This window comes from Colwellia sp. M166 (assembly GCF_024585285.1).
In the GTDB taxonomy this organism is placed as follows: domain Bacteria; phylum Pseudomonadota; class Gammaproteobacteria; order Enterobacterales; family Alteromonadaceae; genus Cognaticolwellia.
Map to the genome: position 1 here is coordinate 79,446 of NZ_CP040755.1, position 17,915 is coordinate 97,360.

Genomic DNA, 17,915 nt, shown 5'->3' on the forward strand with positions numbered 1-17,915 from the left:
TACTTCCTCAATCTTATTGTTATCCGTAAATAACTCTATTTTTTCCGTCTTTTTTGGCTTGGTATAATGCGATATCAGCCCGTTCAAATGCGGAATGTACATTATCATCACTTTCTATCATGGTTACCCCAATAGAAAGCGTAATGTTGACACGATTATTTTTAAAGGTGAAAGGTAAACTTGCCACTTTTTTCCGCAATACGTTGAGTTTATTTATGACTGTTATTTTATCTATATTGCTAAAGATTAGTACAAATTCTTCACCACCATAACGACCGATAAAGGCATCTTCAGCGATAATTTTTTTTAAGGTATTAGCAATAACTTGCAAGGTTTTATCGCCAGCAGTATGACCATAAGAATCATTAATACGTTTAAAGTCATCTAAATCGATAACGGTAATCGCTAAGTCAAATTTCTTATGATGGTATCGGACAATCTCTTTGGCAAAGTGTTCATCAAATGCCGCACGATTGCCTAATTTGGTTAAGGCATCTTGCAAACTTCTGGCCTGTTGTGCTTGAATACGCTTTTCAAAATTTTGGCTTTGAAGTTCTAGTTGCTCAACTTGAGCGGACATTTTATTTAACTTTTCTTGTAAGACTGAGCTTTGCTTCTCTTCTAATTTTGTTTTTTTATCGAATGTTTTCGCAATTGCTTGCAACTTTTCATTCACATCTACTTTTATTTCAGTTAACGAACTCGCGCCGTTAATGCCGATACTCATTTCGCTTATTTTATCTTTGAGTTCTAAATTAAGTTTTTTACCTTTGATGTTTGATGTCGTTGTATTGGCAATTGCTGAATTTACTGAGGCTTGGACAGACGCTAAGGTTTCACTTAATGAAGATAAAAATGATTTTGCAGTGCTGCGCTCTAGTTTTAAATCTTCTATGATAAGATCAAAAACACAGAGGCATTTAGTCATCAAGATATGATTTGAAATTTTACCTTTCAAACTTGATTTTATCTCACTGATATTAGACTTATGCTTGGTGGAAGCGGCTAAGCTATTAAGGATAGTATTGAATCGTTCGAGCAATTCTAACGATGCATTTTGGTCATGTTGGAGCGCTGGCGAGGTGATACCGTTGCTATCAATACTATTGGTTTTGTGAGCGGCTTTTGAGCTACTACTATTGAGGGGACTTATAGTTAGTTGGTTATGTTCTGCTTGTTCTAATGCATTAGCATAAAAAGCAATAAACTCACTCATCAAAGGCACATATTGAACTAGTGTGGCTTGGCTTTGTTGGTTTTTATCAATTAGTATTTTTAATTGACGGCGGTTACTTGCCGGCATGTTTTTAATTTTTTTTAAACTCGTAGCAGAACTTTGTAATTGTTCATGTATTTTTACTATGGTTTTGTCGTTTAGCTGAGCATGTTGCTGCAATAATGCTGATATGGCTTTAATTTCATATTCTAGCTCAGCAAAACTAGTTGATTTTTTTAGCGCAGTGCGTAACTTCGCTAATTTATGATCAAGTAATATATCAGTGCCTTTACAAGCTTGCGATAATTTACCTATAAATCCTGTCAACAAAGCAGATTGTGTGCTGAGTTCTTCTTCGAGCTCGCTACGAGCACTAATCGCACTATCAAGCCGTACCTTTAAATGATTTATGGTTTTTTCCGCGACAGAATTTTCGCTCATAAAATGTTTTTCCCTAAAATATAGGCTAACGGATGTAAAAGGCGCGTTACTGATAACTCTAACATCAAGAGCAAAGCTATATCTTCAGTATATGCTAATAATAGCTATATGCTAAAGATAAAAAGCGAGTACAAGCCTGTATTTATTACTTAATTGTCTAAAAAGTATACGTTATTTTAGTTTATTGCCTTAAGGTTCTTAGTTTCGGTGCTTTTTTCTCAATGGTTGAGCGAAAAGGGTTAATATCTAAACCGCCTCGACGAGTATATCGGGCAAAAACTGATAAGCTTTTAATTTCACAAAAACGCTGAATATCACAAAAAATACGCTCAACACATTGTTCATGAAATTCATTATGTTGACGAAAAGAAATTAAGTACTTTAATAAACTCTTATGGCAAATTTGTTTGCCCCTATAGTTTATATAAATACTCGCCCAATCTGGTTGGTTGGTAATTAAACAGTTTGATTTTAATAGGTGGCAAACTAAATATTCTTCAACCTGACTTTCTTGGTTTCGATTTGCTGTACTCAATATTTCAGGTGCTAGCTGGTAGTGATTGATCTCAACATCTAAGTCATCTATACATAAGGCATTATCAGCTGATAGGGCAAGAGCAGGGCAGTTATTGACCGGGAATAGCTTGACGTTTGCAATAGCGTCAGCAGTAGCGGATAAATCAGCAGATAAGGCTGATTCAACCTGTTGCCAAGAAGAAAATTTTGTTTGATTAAAACTATTTAGGTATAATTTAAATGACTTTGACTCAACAATATTAGCACTGGTGCACGGAAAGCTAAACTCAGCAACAGCAACCACGGGTTTGCCTTTATCGTTCAACCACGACAATTCATAACCATACCAAACGTCTTCACCGACAAAAGGCAGCTGCTCAGCTTTTAAACCTAAGCTGTCTCTATTTAAGCTTCTTGGTACCGCTTGCAATAATTCTGGGTTATATTGGCTACAATAGTCTGTTGTTTTTCCAAGAACTAAGTTACTTAATTCTTTTGCGTTTGTATAAGTGCTCATTTTTGAGTGATTTCTTCTCTGGTTGTCACAATATCGATATTTGTTTTATTTTATAGGATTTTTTGCTTAGATGAAAATATCAAATTTTGCTCTCGATGAACTTGTATGGCGCTTCTCTCAAGATTATCTACAAGATTATCAACAAAGATTTCAGCATTTGCCAATTACTGAACAAGCTGAAGATTGGCCGTCTCCTTGTGAGCAAGGTGTGCATCAAGATATTTTTTCTTTGTGGCAGCCTATCAAAGTAACGGAAACGCTGACGTTTGATAATGTTGAAGCAGCTTTAGAAGTTAAACTTCATCATGACATTAAAGCGTATTTTACCGCTATTTATAGTGATAGTTTGGATGCTAGCTGTGTTGAAGGCGATTTATCATTATTATTTGCTTGGAACTTAAAAGATTTCGCACGGCTTCAGGAAAATATCATTGGTCACATCTTAATGAAAATAAAATTAAAGCAAAAGTTAACAGTATTTTTTGCTATGACCGATGATGACGATCACATTATTTCAATAAGCAATGATACTGGAGCCGTTTGGGTGGAAAAGGTCGGTTGTGAGCCGCATAAAAAATTAGCAGATACACTTGCCGGTTTCATTGAGCAACTCACGCCTCGGATACCACCCAAAGCGCTAGAAACTAACTAATAGGGTCATCTATAAGTGATATTGGGCCTATATTTTATTATTTCTTCGTTTGTTGAATCTCTAGTAGCTGTTTGACTTGTTGTTTTAATTGCTCAACTTCTTGTTGCAGTGGTATTAAGGCCTTATTGATTAATAAGGCTACTGTTTCATCATCTGGCACTTGCTTCGTTGGGGCTTTAATTGTTTTATCATGCTGTTTAGCTTGTATAAATGTAGGCTCATGTTGCCAGTTTTTTAACACGGCAATAATTTTAGGTAATGGTGTTGTTTGACTCAGTTGGCTTTTAATTAATGCGACACTTGGTGTTTTACCTTCGTTGGCAAGTTTGTTAGCGATGATGGAAATTTCATCAGATATAGTCATAAAGCATAACTCGAATGTGAAAGAGGTAATATTTTAGCGAAAAAGACTAATCATGTCTTGAGTTATTTCTATTTTAATTTTTAATGTTTATTCTAATCAATAACTTATAAAAGTGGTTTGACATTTGCTAATAGCTGTATGAAATAATTACTTTTTAGTGAGAGAAAAATAAAATGAAAAAATCATTATTAGCATTAATCATTGTTGCACCGTTAACATTAGGCTTAACCGGTTGTGTAATTGCTGTTGGCGGTGAAGACGGCCATTCAATTTCGGGTAGCTTTGAAGACAGAGAATACGAAAATAGAAAGAAAATTTCTCGTCTTCAATTAAATACAGCTTTCGCTGATGTTACTCGTGAAATGGGGGTTGCTGATTTTAATGAAACTTATTTAGAGAATGGCAAAACGGTTAATGTCGTTTATTATCGTACACATCGCTTACATAAAGATGGTTTAACGACTAAAGATGAGTGCACAAAGCTTGTTTTCGTGGATAGTAAATTAACAGCAATTGAATAGTGCACTCAATAAGCGCTAGTTAGCCAATACTTTTCAGGTCTGCGGTAATTAATAGTTAAGTTGCTCAATATCCGCTATAGATTAACGCTAGATTTATTCACCAAAGCTCGCTTTTGAATTGAAGTTGCTTCAGGACAATAATACTAACTCTGTTAAGTTTGTTCCTGAAGGGTGATTTTAAAAGGTTTACAGGCCGTGTTATTGATTTCGATAAGGTTCTCACAGGGATGTGAGTCATTAGAACAACGCTGGAGCAGTTGTCGAGAATATCATTATCTTAAATCAATGCCTTGCCTTCATGGATGTACTTAGGTTCAGTCTGGAACTGTGAAGCTGTGCCGCTAAAGCTTTTAAATGTCACTGAGTGGGAAGAAACTTAGTAGAATTGGTATAAGTTAAAAAAGGCAATGTCGTTTAACGATATTGCTTTTTTTTACTTTTAAGTTGTAAGGTATTGATTTTTTCTAATGTAACCGCCACCAGGCTCAATGGGCATAAAGATTAATTTTGCTGTTTTACGCTCTGTTGTTGAGATTTATTGCTCTTTGTCTTGCTACTGTGTTGAACTTTATGGCTTTGATTATGCCTATTACCGGCTACTTTTGTACTTGACGCTTGATGAGTGTTTTTTTCGCTTATTTTTCGATGACTTTTTCTGTCTGCGTATTTAACCTGCTCAGTTTGATGACTAAATTTTTTCGGAATAACTTCTGCCGTTTTAGTCGATCTTAGATGTTTCCCCCGTGCTTTGATGTTTGCTGGTGGCGTTTCTCGCCATTTGTTATCTGTATACGGCATACTTTTAGTAAGAACTTTTTTCTTATTCTGATGATTATCAATTTTTACTGCGCGGTTAACTTTTAACTTATACTGTAAATTTTGATGCTTACTACTGCTGTTTTTTTTTGTGTATTGGTGGCTATCAACAAAGTGTTTTTGTTTTGAACGCAGCATTTTATGTTGCTGAACACTCGGTGTATGGCTACGATATTTTTTCTGTATATGTGAGGTACGATAAGCAACGCCTTTTCTATGGCGAGGGTTATGCTGCCAACGTTTAGCTTGATAACTTGTCGACACTTTTTTATTGCTATGATGTTTATAATAGCGAGAACTCTGGTGCTGAACTACAACATGGTGATTGCTCCAATGCACGGCACCAAAAAATAATCCGACACTGAGTTGCACTGGGTTATGCCAATAATAAGGCCCGTGATGTGAAGTAAAGTGTTGAGGTTGACGCCAAAAAATAGGTGGATAATGCGACCAACGCCAATGCCCGTAAACAACTCGGGTGTCATAATAAGGCACATAAATTATATTGTTTTGTTTTGGCTCGATAATAATTGTTTGAGTGTCACGAACAACCTTAACATTATTCATGTTTTCAAGGTTGCCGGCTTGATCTGCTTGTTGACGTAAGGTTTGTACGCTAGCAAGTACTAACGCTTCATCTTGTAAAAAAGCATCACCTAGATTACGCATCCAATGTAGGTCTTCACTCAGTTTTTTTAGAACACTTGGAAAAGGTAGTAAAGCTTTAACACTCGCATCCCAATCTTTATTTTCTGCAGCATCGAGCAGTGCCTCAGAACTTAGCTGTTTGTTTTTATTTATCCAACGTTCTGCGTCAACAACTTCAATAGGATAGGTAGTAGCAATCAAAATATGGGTAAGCAAAGCATCAGGGTATAAGGCTATAGGCGCTAACATTTGTTCTAATTCTGCCTTGCTAAAAACGCTATTATTATCGGTTTGCAGAGCAGAGGAGGTGTCATCATTGATATTGCCAATAGCAAGCGCAGGTGTTGAAAAAAGCAATGCACTTGATAGCGAGAAAACCAGAAAGCTTAATGAACGTTTGAAGTTAAATTTTTGCATATTACCATTCCTTAATGCTGGGTGCTTAAAAGGTCATCTATGATGAGCAACTTAGTTTTAAAACTGCTCAGGTGACTTTTTAAATTCTGTTGATAATATTAAGCTCTGTAAACTGAACGTCTGCTGAACACTCAATAATAAAGCATAAGTATTTCTATACGGGGAAGTTCAGGGTAAATTTTGCCCCAGATAGCTGCTGTGATGACTCAATGAGTATACTACCTTGATAACTATTCACTAAATCTCGAACTATGGCTAAACCAATGCCGTGGCCATGTTGATATGTGTCAGCTCGAGTACCACGTTGTAATATATTATTTCTCATTTCGGGGGCTATGCCTGCTCCGTCATCTTGAATGACAATAGTCAGCCCCTGACTATTGCGGCTGACATCCAGTTGAATAATTTTATTTGCGGCCTTGCAGGCATTATCTAATAGATTGCCGAGTATCTCTAACAGATCAGCCTCATCGCCTTTGAAGCTGCACTCTGAGCTAACATTGACCTTAAATAATAAGTTTCTGTCTTGATATATTTTTTTCAGACTATCAATTAATTTCTTAGTAATGGGAGCGACTGCTGTACCTAAATACCATGAGGATTTTCCGGCACTTTGTGCTTTGCCCAGTTGATGTTCAATGATTGTATTGATAATAGTTATTTGCTCTTGGGTCAGTGCGGACAATTGTGCTTGAGTTTGCATTACAGCTAATGGTGTTTTTAAGCTATGAGCGAGATCTGACAGGGCATTTCGGTAGCGTTGACGTTGCTTTTGCTCTGCACTTAATAATAAGTTTAATTGTTCGGTAACTTGGCTTAATTCAGTTGGATAAATACCGGTAAGGCGCTCACTTTTACCTTGCTCGACATGGCTAAGTTCGGTTTGTAATGTTTGCAGAGGTTTTAAAGTCCATAATGACCAAAGATATTGGATCATTAATAACACTAACATCAAACCGACTAAGCCCAATAGTAGTTGGCGATGAAACTCTGCCATCATGCTAGTTAAATTGTCTTGCTGTTTAATGATATGTAAGGTCATCGGGAAAGGGTGCTGTTCACTACCATAACTGACACTTAAACTATAAACAAAATGCATTTTCTGCGCAATTTCAGCTTGATAGAAGGCACTATCTCCTAGTATTGGTTGTTGAAAATTATCTGCTTGCCATGGCGATAACAAGGACTGAGAACTCCAAAGTTGTTCTGAAGCCAGCAAGTTTTTATCGACAGAATTATTATCTTTAGTTACTTTACTAGCGGTTAGCGCTGCATATAAGCCTGATTGACTGACATTGAATTGGGTTTCTAATAATTGCTCTGGCATTATTAGGGTATTATATTCTACTTCAATAATAGCTAAAATTGAGTATGAATAAGCTGAAAGTTCGTTTTCAAGGCTAGCAACCATGTGCTTTTCATAAGCATTACTGATAATTATGCCAACGATAGGTAGCAAGATGAAAATCATTAACAAAGCACTAAATAGTACTCTAGTTTTTAATGAGTTTAGAGCACCTTTTAGTGACATTTTTAGGGCATTTAACAACTAGGCTTACCTTGTTTTGACAACGAACTGATTATGACGACATTGATGTTAAATCTTTTAGTAAATAGCCTTGGCCGCGTAAGGTTTCAATAAACTGATACTGATTATCGGGATCAAGCTTTTTTCGTAATCGACGAATGAAAACTTCAATGACATTGGAGTCTAAGTCAAAATCTTGATCGTAAATATGTTCAGTTAATTGCGTTTTGGATTTCACTTCACCTAGATGATGCATTAAATATTCAAATAATTTGTACTCATAACTACTTAGCGAAATGATTTGCTGATTAACGCTAACTTGCATACTCGCCGTGTTTATTGAAAATGGTCCATTTTCGATTAACGGACTGGCTTGTCCAGCGCTGCGGCGAATTAAGGCATTTAATCTAGCTAATAGTTCTTCAGTGTGAAAAGGTTTAGTTAAATAGTCATCAGCGCCCGCATCTAAGCCCGAAACTTTATCTTGCCAGCTGCCACGCGCGGTCAATATTAATATCGGAAAAGTGAAGTTTTGCTCACGCAATGATTTCACAACACTAACGCCATCAAGCTTTGGTAAACCTAAATCTATAATAGCAGCATCATAAGGAAACTCCTGACCTTGAAATAAACCCGACTCGCCATCACTGGCAACATCAACACTGTATTTTGCCGCGATCAAATGTTCTTTAATGTGTTTTTGTAAGTTTTCATCATCTTCTATGAGCAATATACGCATTGATTAATATCCTGATATACGGCCTGATTTGGCGTCAACATTGACAGAAATCACATGACCATTATCTTTAAGTAATTTCACTCGGTAACTTGGGTTATTTTTAGCTCCACTATTGCTAACTTTTAGCACTTTGCCGCCGAATTTGTTTTTGACTATACGAGCAGCTTGTTGCGGACTAAGTGATTTAGTATTGTTCGTTTGTGCATACTTAGCTTTTACAATCATTATGTTATTAGGCGCAACCTCAAGTGTAGCAAACACAGGCGTTGCTATTAGTGAGGCTATTACGCTTAGAATAAATAATTGCTTTTTCATTGTGACACCTAATCAATACGACATAATTAAACAGTTTAAAAGAATGAGTAACGTAATCCAAGTAGGGCATAGTGTAAAAGATTTAAACTGAATGCTTTCTGAACATAAGTTGCCTGAGTTTATTACTTAACAGCATGTTGACGCCTTAATTATTAATGAACATTGTTCAGTTTCAGTTCAGTATTATTGAGGTTAAATAAGCGTCATATCTTATATGGAGGTTGTTTATTTATGTTTAAATTAAAAAGAGTAATGTACTTAACTTTGGCTTCGTTATTGGTAAGTCTAATGTCTTTTGCCGAAAGTCCTGCAAAAAATAACGGTGAAAGTCGTTCCATCGGAGGACTAAAACAGCGTATGCCCACTGGTGAAAAGAATAAAATAATATTGATAGAGCAAATTAAATTGGTAAGCGAAAAAATAGCATCTAAAGGTATGGATCGCGTCGATATTAAAGCTGTTCATCAGCAAAAAGAAAAACAAGTGCTAGCAACAACATTATCGAACGATGGTCTTGAGTATAGTAGGATGTCACACTATAGCTTTTCAATTTACACCGGTTATAGCCAATTGATCTCAGATATTGATGAAGATGGTTATTACCAAACTTTTAGTGTTACTTTCGACGCCGATATACTATCGCCAATTGCGAACGAACAGGCACTTGTTTACGCTGAGTTATATTTAAGTCAAAATGGTGGGCCTTGGATTTTATACTTTTCTACTGACAATTTTCTTATTACAGGAGAAGATACAGAAGATGAATTTGAGGTCGTTACTCAATTAGATTCGGGGTACCTAGCTGAGCATTACGACGTATTAATTGACTTATATGAAGTGGGTTATAGTGATGTTGTAGCAACTTATAGCGCAAATGATAATAATATGCTTTATGCCTTACCATTAGAAAGTGCTGACTATGATCCTGAATATATTGAAGTCGAATACTATGCTGAACACGGAGGCAGTAGTAGTTGGTTATTAATTGTTAGTTTATTATTACTATTATATCGTCGTATTTGAGGCAATATTGACACCTTAATACACATAATTAACCTCGCCAAGTTACGCTATTTAGCTACAATAGTGTGTTCGATTAACGAAAATAGCGTAATTTAGTGTTTCGCTAAAGTAATAACATTTGACCTGATTTCTACTATCCTGATATGGTGAACAAATAAAAACAAAAAAAATTGTCTTACTTGAATAAGGAATTCTAGATGTCATCAGCTGTCATTGATAAAGCCAACGTCGATATAAAAGCCGCTTACCTTTCGGCTGAAGATTTGAAATTAGCCGCATCCTTGTTATATCAAGCGTACCATGATGATCCTGTTTTTCTTGAAATATTCTCTGCTGATAAAGTTGATTATGAACAACGTTTGCGTGCATCTATTCGCGAGGAGCTTAATGCTTTTTGGCAAGCAAAACAGCCAATGATCGGTTTATATTTAGGTGAGACTATGGTCGGTGCTGCTTGTTTAAATAATCCAGAAGAAGGTGTGTCATCTGAGCGTTTTTGGCATTGGCGTTTAAAAATGTTACTTGGTGCTGGATATTTTGGCACCAAACAAATGATTGAAAAAGAAAAGATTGTCTTAGGCGCGGTACCGTTGAAAAAATTCCACATGCTGTCTTTTATCGCCATACATCCGCTACATCAACATCATGGTTTTGGTCACTACCTTATGGCAGCGGTAAATACTATCCTAGCTGAGCATAAAGATAGTGAAGGTGTTGCTGTTTATGCGACCAGTAAAAAATATAAAGCATTTTTCAATGATGTAAACTATCAATTTATTAAAGAAGTTACGGTTGGCAATGTTTCCGGCTCTTTAATGGTTTATTATCGAGAAACAACTGAAAGTTAATTATTAGTAATATTATACAATTACCACTATTGATGAGCACGATAGATAGTAAGTGATATCGTGTTTATTGGTCTAATTTATAACTAATACCAAGTCTATTAAGTTTATTCCCGAAGGTTGATTTTAAAAGGCTTACAGGCCGCGTTATTGATTTCGATAAGGTTCTCACAGGGATGTGAGTCATTAGAACAACGCAGGATCAGTTGTCGAGAATAACCACTCTCTTCATTCAATGCCTGCCTACATGGATGTAAGTCTGTCTCTTATACACAACGTTTTCAACGTGCGATGTTTATAATCTAACACCATTTTTATTTAATACTGAAATATATAACTAATGGCTTGTTAAGCGTTGTCGACGAGTAATTGGACACATTCTAGATTAAATTTTCATTACAAAAAAAATTGAGAAACTTGTTGGGAAGAGTATTTTGATGAACTCCCCCTGTGTCAGGATTGTTCAAGTTGCTGAAAATAATTATTAATATGTTTTTCTACTCGCTCAATATGTGACTTTATTTTACCCGGTGTATAGTTTTTATCTTTGTTATTGGACGCCTTAAATTTACTACCATCAATGGCAACGGTCGCTTCACTAAATATATTGAATTTATGGCACATTTGAACGAACGTTTTACAGGCGTTTTTAATTCCAAGATGGTTATCTTTTCTAAAGTCAGTAATCGTTTTAAAGTCTGGTGACAAACGTTCTGTGAGCCACATAAGTTCAACATTACGTTGTGTCTCTCGCTCTAGGCAGCGTGACGACTGAATTCTGTTTAAATAACCATAGATATAAATCTTGAGTAATATGGCGGGATGATAACCAGGACGTCCAGTTGCTTTAGATTGAACTCCTTTAAAACTAAGGCTTTCTAAATCTAATTCATCGACAAATACATCAATTACTCTAACAGGACTTTCTTTAGCGACAAAATCTTCAAGCATTTCTGGAAAGAGGGTTGCTTGGGAGCGAGATGAACCTTTAATATGACGTGACATATAGCCAACATATAATCAATTAACCTAATGAATTTTATAGCAAATATAGAGTGATTTATTATCTTGTTTTGAGATTGACTGACCATAAGTATTCGGTACTTATTCGAAAAAGTGATCAAAACGTTTTCACACAGGCTGAGCCAATTGCGGACATTAAGCCTTTGCAAAGCCATGAGCATATTTAGTGTAATATTATTGAAAATATTTGCTCGTTTGTGGGTCTGGTTTAAGCTCAAAGCAGTCGTTAGCTGAATCGTGTTGAAATCTACTTTTTCAACTTATAACTACAAGTTAAAAGCATAAATAAAATTATTGGACTTTATTTATTCATCTAATGCGAATATTGACTCTACAGGAACTTCGAAATACCTAGCAAGTTTTAGAGCAATAACAACTGATGGAGTAAAACGACCTGTTTCGACTGTACTAATTGTTTTTCTAGACACGCCAATTAAGTCAGCAAGTTGCTGTTGAGAAACCTTCCTTTTACTCCGTAATTTCGCAATATTATTATCTAATTGACTATTCATCTTCGCCTCGTAATAGAAGTAATATTGGTAAGCTATAACTGATAAATGACAGCCCAAGTGTAAACTCAGCAAAGTCACTAAAGGATAGATTAACTAAAAAGCTTTGAAAGTGATGACCGAAAACAGAAAAAAACACAAGGAAAGCACAGGAAGTATTGAATGAATATTTAAACCCTTTATTGTTAATATGATTAAAATACTCATCATTAAAATGACTATACCATATTGTATATCTATCCATATTTCCCATTGATTTTATTGTTTTAAATAATGTAAAAACAATAGATATACCTAAAACTATACTTAATAGACCTAAGGTTATGTATAACCAATCATATAGAGTAATAAAAGGCTCAAGTAATTTGTATAAGGGAGAAGATATAAACATTAACCCTACAAATATCCCTAATAGTGAATTTCTTTTTAAGAAAATCTGTTCGTTTATTGCTGTCGATATGATTTGAGTATTCATTGATTTATTCCATTAACACAAAAATGATACCTGTAGGTTGCTTGTGATACCCTAAGTTGTCAATGGTAACCTTTAGGTATCAATCAGTATGAATGAAGATTATTATCAAAAGTTAGCCTGCTGCATAAGAATGGTATGACTATTTGATCGTCTCAACAGCCTCTTTTATTTAAAGTGTCTATGACTGCTTTGGTGGCAAATAGGTCAGTCAATGTGACACCTATAAGCTCAAAGAACTAAACCGCTCCCGCGGTAATGGTGCTCTTTTCTAGTCCAGTGTCATTCTCTAACTTCTGTATTCTTTTCTACTCTTAGCATTGAGGTATTGTGCCTCAATTTGCTAGGAGTATTTACTATGAACATTTCAATACATTTTGACCCAGCCCTTCATCAACGCATTAACGAAGATATGAGTCTGCGCAAACTTGCCACGAAAACCCAAATATCTTACATCCGAGCCATTAATCGCTTATGTGAGTATTTACAACATTCGCCTGAGAACACAACTCATGAAGAGTTGCGTGAATTTCAATTGTTCTTGGTGAATGATGGAGCTACGGGAACAACCATTAATGGCATCCTTTCTGGTTTGAAATTCTTATATCAAATCACGTTAGATAGCCCACAACTTGTCACAAAGTTAAGCACTATTCCTGTTGCACGTAACTTACCTGTCGTATTGAATCTTGAAGAAATGAAACGCTTTCTTGCGGTAGCCGCACACCCAAAATATCATGCCGCATTCTCTGTAGCTTATGGTGCGGGGCTTCGCGTTAGCGAAGTAGTATCTCTGAAAGTTAGTGATGTAGACAGCGAGCGCATGGTACTTCGTGTTGAGCAAGGCAAAGGAAACAAAGATCGATATGCAAAACTTTCTCCCGCCTTGCTTGAGCATTTACGACATTGGTGGTGCTTTGCCAATAAACACGGACAAATGTATCGTGAGGGTTGGTTGTTTCCAGGACTTGATCCCATGAACCCTATGTCTGCTCGACAATTAAGTCGAATATGTGTAGAAACAGCTAAACTAGCAGGGATTAATAAAAAAGTCTCTATGCATACCTTACGACATAGTTTTGCCACACATTTACTCGAAGCACATGTTGATATTCGCGTCATTCAAGTCTTACTCGGTCACTCTAGATTAAGCACCACTGCTTTATATGCACAAGTTGCCACTAATCTGTTACGCGAAGTTATCAGCCCGCTTGATGCCCTAGAAAATAAGGATAAAACAAAATATAAGGATAAGTCGTGAGCGTTTATCATGACTCGTCCTCAGTTAGAGATAGCCGATATATTTCGTCATCATGGGCAACAATGGCGTGACACTCATCAAGGGCATGTAGGCTTAAGCCAATTGAAAGTCATGTCAGCGATTGAAAACTGTCGAACGCAAGTACTCGGTGGGCATATATTACGTTGCCAATCATGTGAGCACATTCACATATCGTACAACTCCTGCCGTAATCGTCATTGTCCTAAATGCCAAGCAAGCTCGGCAAAAAGATGGCTTGAAGCCAGGCAAGCACAACTGTTGCCAGTGGATTATTATCACTTGGTGTTCACTTTGCCCAAAGAGATTGCCAACTTAGCGTATTACAACAAGTCGGTGATGTATGGTTTGTTGTTGAAAGTAGCCGCAGAAACATTACTGACGATTGGTGCTGATGTAAAACGTCTTGGAGCCAAACTAGGTGTGACATTTGTTCTGCATACATGGGGCAGTGCTATGACTCATCACCCGCATGTGCATGGTATTGTTCCTGGTGGTGGTTTATCTGCTGACTCAGAGCACTGGGTATCATGTAAATCAGGCTTCTTTCTTCCTGTTCGCGTGCTATCAAGATTGTTTCGACGCTTGTATCTAGAAAAACTCTCTCAGGCATATCAAAGTAACTCACTGATGTTTTTCGGTAACGATGTCGAGCTCGAAAATGAGCAGTTGTTTGCTAAATGGCTTACGCCATTACGCAAAAAAGAGTGGATTGTCTATGCTAAGCGTCCATTTTCTGGGCCAAAAGCAGTATTCATCTACTTGTCGCGTTATACCCATCGAGTAGCTATATCGAATAGTCGCTTAGTTAAGTGTGATAGCAATGGTGTGACATTTCGTTGTAAAAACTACCGTGCTAAAACCTCTAGCCATTATCGAACCATGACGTTAGATAATGATGAGTTTATTCGCAGGTTTTTGCTACACACACTACCTTCAGGTTTTCATCGCATTCGTCACTATGGTTTGATCGCCAATACGGGTTGTAAAAAGAACTTGGTGAAGGCTCGTCAATTACTCAACGTGATTGAAGTTATTCCTGAAACTAAGGACTTAGTTGAAGAAAAGCCTATTAAGCAAGGGCCAGTCTTTGTCTGTCCAGAATGCGGTGGGCCGATGGTGATCAACGAAATCTTAATCAGTCAGTTGAAACCTCGGGCACCACCGATGAAACTTGTGAATTAATAGGCGTGACAAGGTATTAAAAATTATCGAATACTTGATAAGGGATAACTTTGCCTAAAGAAAAGAAATCGACAAAACAAACTATACTTTAATTAAGAAAATCCACATAAAAGTGATTTATGCTCAATGAAATAGCTTATCAACCTTCAATGTTTTCAGTATTTTCTCACTTAACAACAGCCACAATATAACAATCCCCATAGTAAGCATCTAGTTCTCGCGGTTTCCACAATGGAGCTTTGTTCGACACCAGCCTGACTAGGATGGAGGGTGCTTCTTTGGCTTGAGATTGGCGGCTGGTGACAAACAAACCTAAACAAAGTTGCCATTGGTGCATGTTCCGTTATTGAAATTTCTACCACATAGCAAGAATTAGCTATGACTAGGCTCTATCTTTAATCTGTCCTTTTGAATGGATTGATAATCTGTTTAGCTCTATTTGTCTAAGCTGAATGCATCGTCTTCATTTTTTGCAGCCGTATAGATTAAACAGCTTTTTTCTAACCTATTTAATTCTAATTTAGTCATCAAATTTTTAAGATTTTTAGCAGCATTTATGTAATCACCGTACTCCCATGTTCTGTAATCTGTAGTCATGCCAACATAAGATAAATAAGAAGATTTGGTTTTCACAGGCATATATTTTTCTTCGTTAGCGGAAATGTGCTTTTCTATTCTTAAAATGAGGTCGCCACATGTTGATTCCTGACTTTCATCAATCAAACGTACAGCTTGAGATGTTGCGGATATTTCATGCAAATCGATAACCAATGTATGTTGATCATAGTCCGTTGTGGAACCAACATTAAATGTATGAAATTTTCTGACCTTTCGTCTATCTTTTGCCGTATAGTTTCTGACCAGTATATTAGCAAAACCACTAAGTTCAGGTTGTCTAACATGTGTATGTGCAGACAACCACACGGGCATATCACTTGAATTTTTAATCAAAGAAAATAATGGCTTTACCATTTTGTTATGTTGTTTGTTAAAGTAAATAGCTCTACCTCTTTTTCCCCCTTTAACAGTCATAGACTTAGTATTATTACCGAATATACCTATATCACTTGGCGGGTAATGTGAAGCAAAAACCATTCTTCTATTAAAAGCTCTTTTTTTTCTAACGTTAGTAAGCCACTCCCATTGTTTGGAACTTATAAAACCTGATATTCCTGAAAAAGAATGGTCTTTAAACTCAATAACAGCTTGCTTAACCTTACTATAAAGTATGCTCTCATTCCCATAGTTTGAGCTATCTAAAAGAAATAGTTCTATAAAGTCATTTTCTAAATATGCAGCATAGAAGCAATCTGATTCGCCATGTTGAACGACTCCATTTTTTTCACAAGCTTCAACTAAACTATCTGAATAATTATCTACATATTCAAACCCTAGAGTCGATATTTTATCGACAGAACGATAATTGAAATTATGAATCATCTTGATAGCTGAATATTTAGAAAGAGAATTCGAACTAAGTGTCGTTTTACTTAAGTCATCCATTACATCAGGTGTACAGAGCATATTACGAGTCGATATATTGGAAGTATTTCCAGCACCAAGATAATCATGATTTCCTAGCACATAAAATATAGGTGTACTTGAAAATTCGTGCTCCCCTAAAACTTTGAATAATGGCTCTAACTCATCACGGCAACCACTATTTGCACCATCTCCAAGATAAAGGATAATATCTGGTTGTTTATTCTCAATAGTGTTCTTTAGTAATTCCCTTAATGAATGTTCTGACAATTCATTTTGAACAACAGTCCTCAAAGTTACATTAGTAATGAAGTCCGAACTTTGACTATTCCATAATGACTTTGGTCTGAATGGTCTAGCCTGTTTGCTGAAAAATTGACTGTCAGCAATAAGCGCAATCTTTAATAACTTTTGGCCTTTCGGCTGAAAATTAGATTTAACAAGAGAGCACCCGTGCAACATCAATATTGACACAAGACACAAAACCAATTTAAGCATATCTCTACCTTTTATTCTGAATTTTACTCAGCCTTCCGCTTTTAAATAAGTACAAAATAATTAAAGTAGCAATCACTCTCTTTTTCAAGCAATAGGGTAGTCGCTTGGGTGATTCGCACTTAAAAGGCACGATTTACTAGTAAAAAACATTAGCGTAATGTCAAATCAGCACTTTAAAGCCATGTCAATACAAATACGTAAATGACTGCTTTGGTGGCTTTTTCGACTGTCAGGCTTGATCAAAACCTATTTACAGAAAGTGTCAATCCAGGTTTGAGCTAATGCATGTTAACTGCTGAAATGAAATTTACTTAGTGCTCACATCTTCATCAATACTATCTTGTAAAGATTCATCGTCACTGACATTTTGGTTAATCTTAACATCTGACAGAATGCTTTCTGCCGATCCTTTTTCTTTTTCAATGATTTCTTCTTGCTCTATCATAAAACTATCTGAAACTAATCCGAACTTTTCACCTGACAAATCTTTTGCTTCATCAAACATGAACTCTGTTCTGCGTTGATCTCTCAGTGCATACAGCGCTGTTTTAAAGCAACTCTCACACAAGTCGAGCTGATAGACCTTGCCATCCTCTATTGAGCCATAGCCAAAACTTGCTTTTAACTCACCGCATTCTTCATATTTATGTTCATTTACTTCAACCATAACGCTCTGTTCGCAAACATCACAAATCTTATCTACTACTGTTTCAACAAGTTTTTCTGCATAAACTTTCATTAATAATTCCTTGGTGGCTTTGGCGACGATCAGTGATAAATATAGTGCGCTAGTAGCGAACTAATCAAGTGGTATGAGTACGTTCCAAAATGGAACTAACTCCCACTAGCGTTATTAGTTCAATGTTGTATGACTGCTGTGGTGGCACATAAGTTAGTCAATGCGACACC

17 protein-coding genes and 1 pseudogene are annotated in these 17,915 nt (G+C 36.3%); 6 read left to right on the forward strand and 12 right to left on the reverse strand.

The genetic code is table 11. From position 1 onward, the window contains the following. Positions 1-19 precede the first annotated feature (19 nt). Positions 20-1,657: a GGDEF domain-containing protein gene (locus tag FGD67_RS00450; RefSeq protein ID WP_257173170.1), complete on the reverse strand. Its 1,638-nt coding sequence runs from the start codon at positions 1,655-1,657 to the stop codon at positions 20-22. A 181-nt stretch (positions 1,658-1,838) separates the two neighbouring features. Continuing rightward, a complete protein-coding gene (gene queF / locus FGD67_RS00455; RefSeq protein ID WP_257173171.1) occupies positions 1,839-2,690 on the reverse strand; it encodes an NADPH-dependent 7-cyano-7-deazaguanine reductase QueF in 852 nt (283 codons plus the stop codon). A gap of 70 nt (positions 2,691-2,760) precedes the next feature. Here queF and syd point away from each other — a divergent pair, with 70 nt between their 5' ends. Further along, complete coding sequence (syd, locus tag FGD67_RS00460) at positions 2,761-3,342, forward strand: SecY-interacting protein (RefSeq protein WP_257173172.1); 582 nt, start codon at positions 2,761-2,763, stop codon at positions 3,340-3,342. Positions 3,343-3,379: 37 nt separating this feature from the next. Here syd and FGD67_RS00465 read toward each other — a convergent pair whose 3' ends face one another. Next, the gene (locus tag FGD67_RS00465) at positions 3,380-3,706 is read right to left on the reverse strand and encodes a hypothetical protein (protein ID WP_257173173.1); all 327 of its coding nucleotides are present in this window, start codon (positions 3,704-3,706) and stop codon (positions 3,380-3,382) included. A gap of 173 nt (positions 3,707-3,879) precedes the next feature. Here FGD67_RS00465 and FGD67_RS00470 point away from each other — a divergent pair, with 173 nt between their 5' ends. Continuing rightward, complete coding sequence (locus FGD67_RS00470) at positions 3,880-4,227, forward strand: DUF3192 domain-containing protein (RefSeq protein ID WP_257173174.1); 348 nt, start codon at positions 3,880-3,882, stop codon at positions 4,225-4,227. Positions 4,228-4,728: 501 nt separating this feature from the next. Here FGD67_RS00470 and FGD67_RS00475 read toward each other — a convergent pair. The 4 genes from FGD67_RS00475 to FGD67_RS00490 all read right to left on the reverse strand — a co-directional run bounded on the left by FGD67_RS00475 (position 4,729) and on the right by FGD67_RS00490 (position 8,690). Continuing rightward, the gene (locus FGD67_RS00475; protein WP_257173175.1) at positions 4,729-6,108 is read right to left on the reverse strand and encodes a DUF3300 domain-containing protein; all 1,380 of its coding nucleotides are present in this window, start codon (positions 6,106-6,108) and stop codon (positions 4,729-4,731) included. A 154-nt stretch (positions 6,109-6,262) separates the two neighbouring features. Beyond that, positions 6,263-7,657, reverse strand: a complete 1,395-nt coding sequence (locus FGD67_RS00480) for an ATP-binding protein (RefSeq protein WP_257173176.1) — start codon at positions 7,655-7,657, stop codon at positions 6,263-6,265. A 31-nt stretch (positions 7,658-7,688) separates the two neighbouring features. After that, a complete protein-coding gene (locus FGD67_RS00485; RefSeq protein WP_257173177.1) occupies positions 7,689-8,375 on the reverse strand; it encodes a response regulator transcription factor in 687 nt (228 codons plus the stop codon). 3 nt (positions 8,376-8,378) lie between these two features. Then, positions 8,379-8,690, reverse strand: coding sequence for a PepSY domain-containing protein (locus tag FGD67_RS00490; protein WP_257173179.1), 312 nt, complete (start codon positions 8,688-8,690; stop codon positions 8,379-8,381). A gap of 231 nt (positions 8,691-8,921) precedes the next feature. Here FGD67_RS00490 and FGD67_RS00495 point away from each other — a divergent pair, with 231 nt between their 5' ends. Both FGD67_RS00495 and FGD67_RS00500 read left to right on the forward strand, forming a co-directional pair. Continuing rightward, positions 8,922-9,713, forward strand: a complete 792-nt coding sequence (locus tag FGD67_RS00495; RefSeq protein WP_257173180.1) for a choice-of-anchor H family protein — start codon at positions 8,922-8,924, stop codon at positions 9,711-9,713. Positions 9,714-9,910: 197 nt separating this feature from the next. Further along, on the forward strand, positions 9,911-10,561 hold the full coding sequence (locus FGD67_RS00500; protein WP_257173181.1) for a GNAT family N-acetyltransferase: 651 nt from the start codon (positions 9,911-9,913) through the stop codon (positions 10,559-10,561). A gap of 459 nt (positions 10,562-11,020) precedes the next feature. On the opposite strand, the pseudogene FGD67_RS00505 reads toward FGD67_RS00500, so the two are convergent. The 3 genes and pseudogenes from FGD67_RS00505 to FGD67_RS00515 form a co-directional block, all read right to left on the reverse strand. After that, a pseudogene (locus FGD67_RS00505) lies at positions 11,021-11,563 on the reverse strand (transposase); the annotation flags it as partial. Positions 11,564-11,886: 323 nt separating this feature from the next. Beyond that, complete coding sequence (locus tag FGD67_RS00510; protein ID WP_257172028.1) at positions 11,887-12,093, reverse strand: helix-turn-helix transcriptional regulator; 207 nt, start codon at positions 12,091-12,093, stop codon at positions 11,887-11,889. Continuing rightward, on the reverse strand, positions 12,086-12,565 hold the full coding sequence (locus FGD67_RS00515; RefSeq protein WP_257173182.1) for a hypothetical protein: 480 nt from the start codon (positions 12,563-12,565) through the stop codon (positions 12,086-12,088). The genes FGD67_RS00510 and FGD67_RS00515 overlap by 8 nt, the downstream gene beginning before the upstream one ends. 355 nt (positions 12,566-12,920) lie before the next feature. Here FGD67_RS00515 and FGD67_RS00520 point away from each other — a divergent pair, with 355 nt between their 5' ends. Further along, positions 12,921-13,823, forward strand: coding sequence for a site-specific integrase (locus FGD67_RS00520; RefSeq protein WP_257173183.1), 903 nt, complete (start codon positions 12,921-12,923; stop codon positions 13,821-13,823). Between the two features lie 9 nt (positions 13,824-13,832). Further along, positions 13,833-15,026, forward strand: a complete 1,194-nt coding sequence (locus FGD67_RS00525) for an IS91 family transposase (RefSeq protein WP_257173184.1) — start codon at positions 13,833-13,835, stop codon at positions 15,024-15,026. Between the two features lie 435 nt (positions 15,027-15,461). Here FGD67_RS00525 and FGD67_RS00530 read toward each other — a convergent pair whose 3' ends face one another. Both FGD67_RS00530 and FGD67_RS00535 read right to left on the reverse strand, forming a co-directional pair. Further along, complete coding sequence (locus tag FGD67_RS00530) at positions 15,462-17,006, reverse strand: metallophosphoesterase (protein ID WP_257173185.1); 1,545 nt, start codon at positions 17,004-17,006, stop codon at positions 15,462-15,464. A 307-nt stretch (positions 17,007-17,313) separates the two neighbouring features. Then, positions 17,314-17,745, reverse strand: coding sequence for a hypothetical protein (locus FGD67_RS00535; RefSeq protein ID WP_257173186.1), 432 nt, complete (start codon positions 17,743-17,745; stop codon positions 17,314-17,316). Positions 17,746-17,915: the final 170 nt, after the last annotated feature.

Coding starts and splice junctions, on each gene's coding strand:
- FGD67_RS00470 (WP_257173174.1), top strand. CDS start 3,880: ATGAAAAAATCATTATTAGCATTAATCATTGTTGCACCGTTAACATTA.
- FGD67_RS00490 (WP_257173179.1), bottom strand. CDS start 8,690: ATGAAAAAGCAATTATTTATTCTAAGCGTAATAGCCTCACTAATAGCA.
- FGD67_RS00450 (WP_257173170.1), bottom strand. CDS start 1,657: ATGAGCGAAAATTCTGTCGCGGAAAAAACCATAAATCATTTAAAGGTA.
- FGD67_RS00510 (WP_257172028.1), bottom strand. CDS start 12,093: ATGAATAGTCAATTAGATAATAATATTGCGAAATTACGGAGTAAAAGG.
- FGD67_RS00530 (WP_257173185.1), bottom strand. CDS start 17,006: ATGCTTAAATTGGTTTTGTGTCTTGTGTCAATATTGATGTTGCACGGG.
- FGD67_RS00495 (WP_257173180.1), top strand. CDS start 8,922: ATGTTTAAATTAAAAAGAGTAATGTACTTAACTTTGGCTTCGTTATTG.
- syd (WP_257173172.1), top strand. CDS start 2,761: ATGAAAATATCAAATTTTGCTCTCGATGAACTTGTATGGCGCTTCTCT.
- queF (WP_257173171.1), bottom strand. CDS start 2,690: ATGAGCACTTATACAAACGCAAAAGAATTAAGTAACTTAGTTCTTGGA.
- FGD67_RS00520 (WP_257173183.1), top strand. CDS start 12,921: ATGAACATTTCAATACATTTTGACCCAGCCCTTCATCAACGCATTAAC.
- FGD67_RS00465 (WP_257173173.1), bottom strand. CDS start 3,706: ATGACTATATCTGATGAAATTTCCATCATCGCTAACAAACTTGCCAAC.
- FGD67_RS00535 (WP_257173186.1), bottom strand. CDS start 17,745: ATGAAAGTTTATGCAGAAAAACTTGTTGAAACAGTAGTAGATAAGATT.
- FGD67_RS00515 (WP_257173182.1), bottom strand. CDS start 12,565: ATGAATACTCAAATCATATCGACAGCAATAAACGAACAGATTTTCTTA.
- FGD67_RS00485 (WP_257173177.1), bottom strand. CDS start 8,375: ATGCGTATATTGCTCATAGAAGATGATGAAAACTTACAAAAACACATT.
- FGD67_RS00500 (WP_257173181.1), top strand. CDS start 9,911: ATGTCATCAGCTGTCATTGATAAAGCCAACGTCGATATAAAAGCCGCT.
- FGD67_RS00475 (WP_257173175.1), bottom strand. CDS start 6,108: ATGCAAAAATTTAACTTCAAACGTTCATTAAGCTTTCTGGTTTTCTCG.
- FGD67_RS00525 (WP_257173184.1), top strand. CDS start 13,833: ATGACTCGTCCTCAGTTAGAGATAGCCGATATATTTCGTCATCATGGG.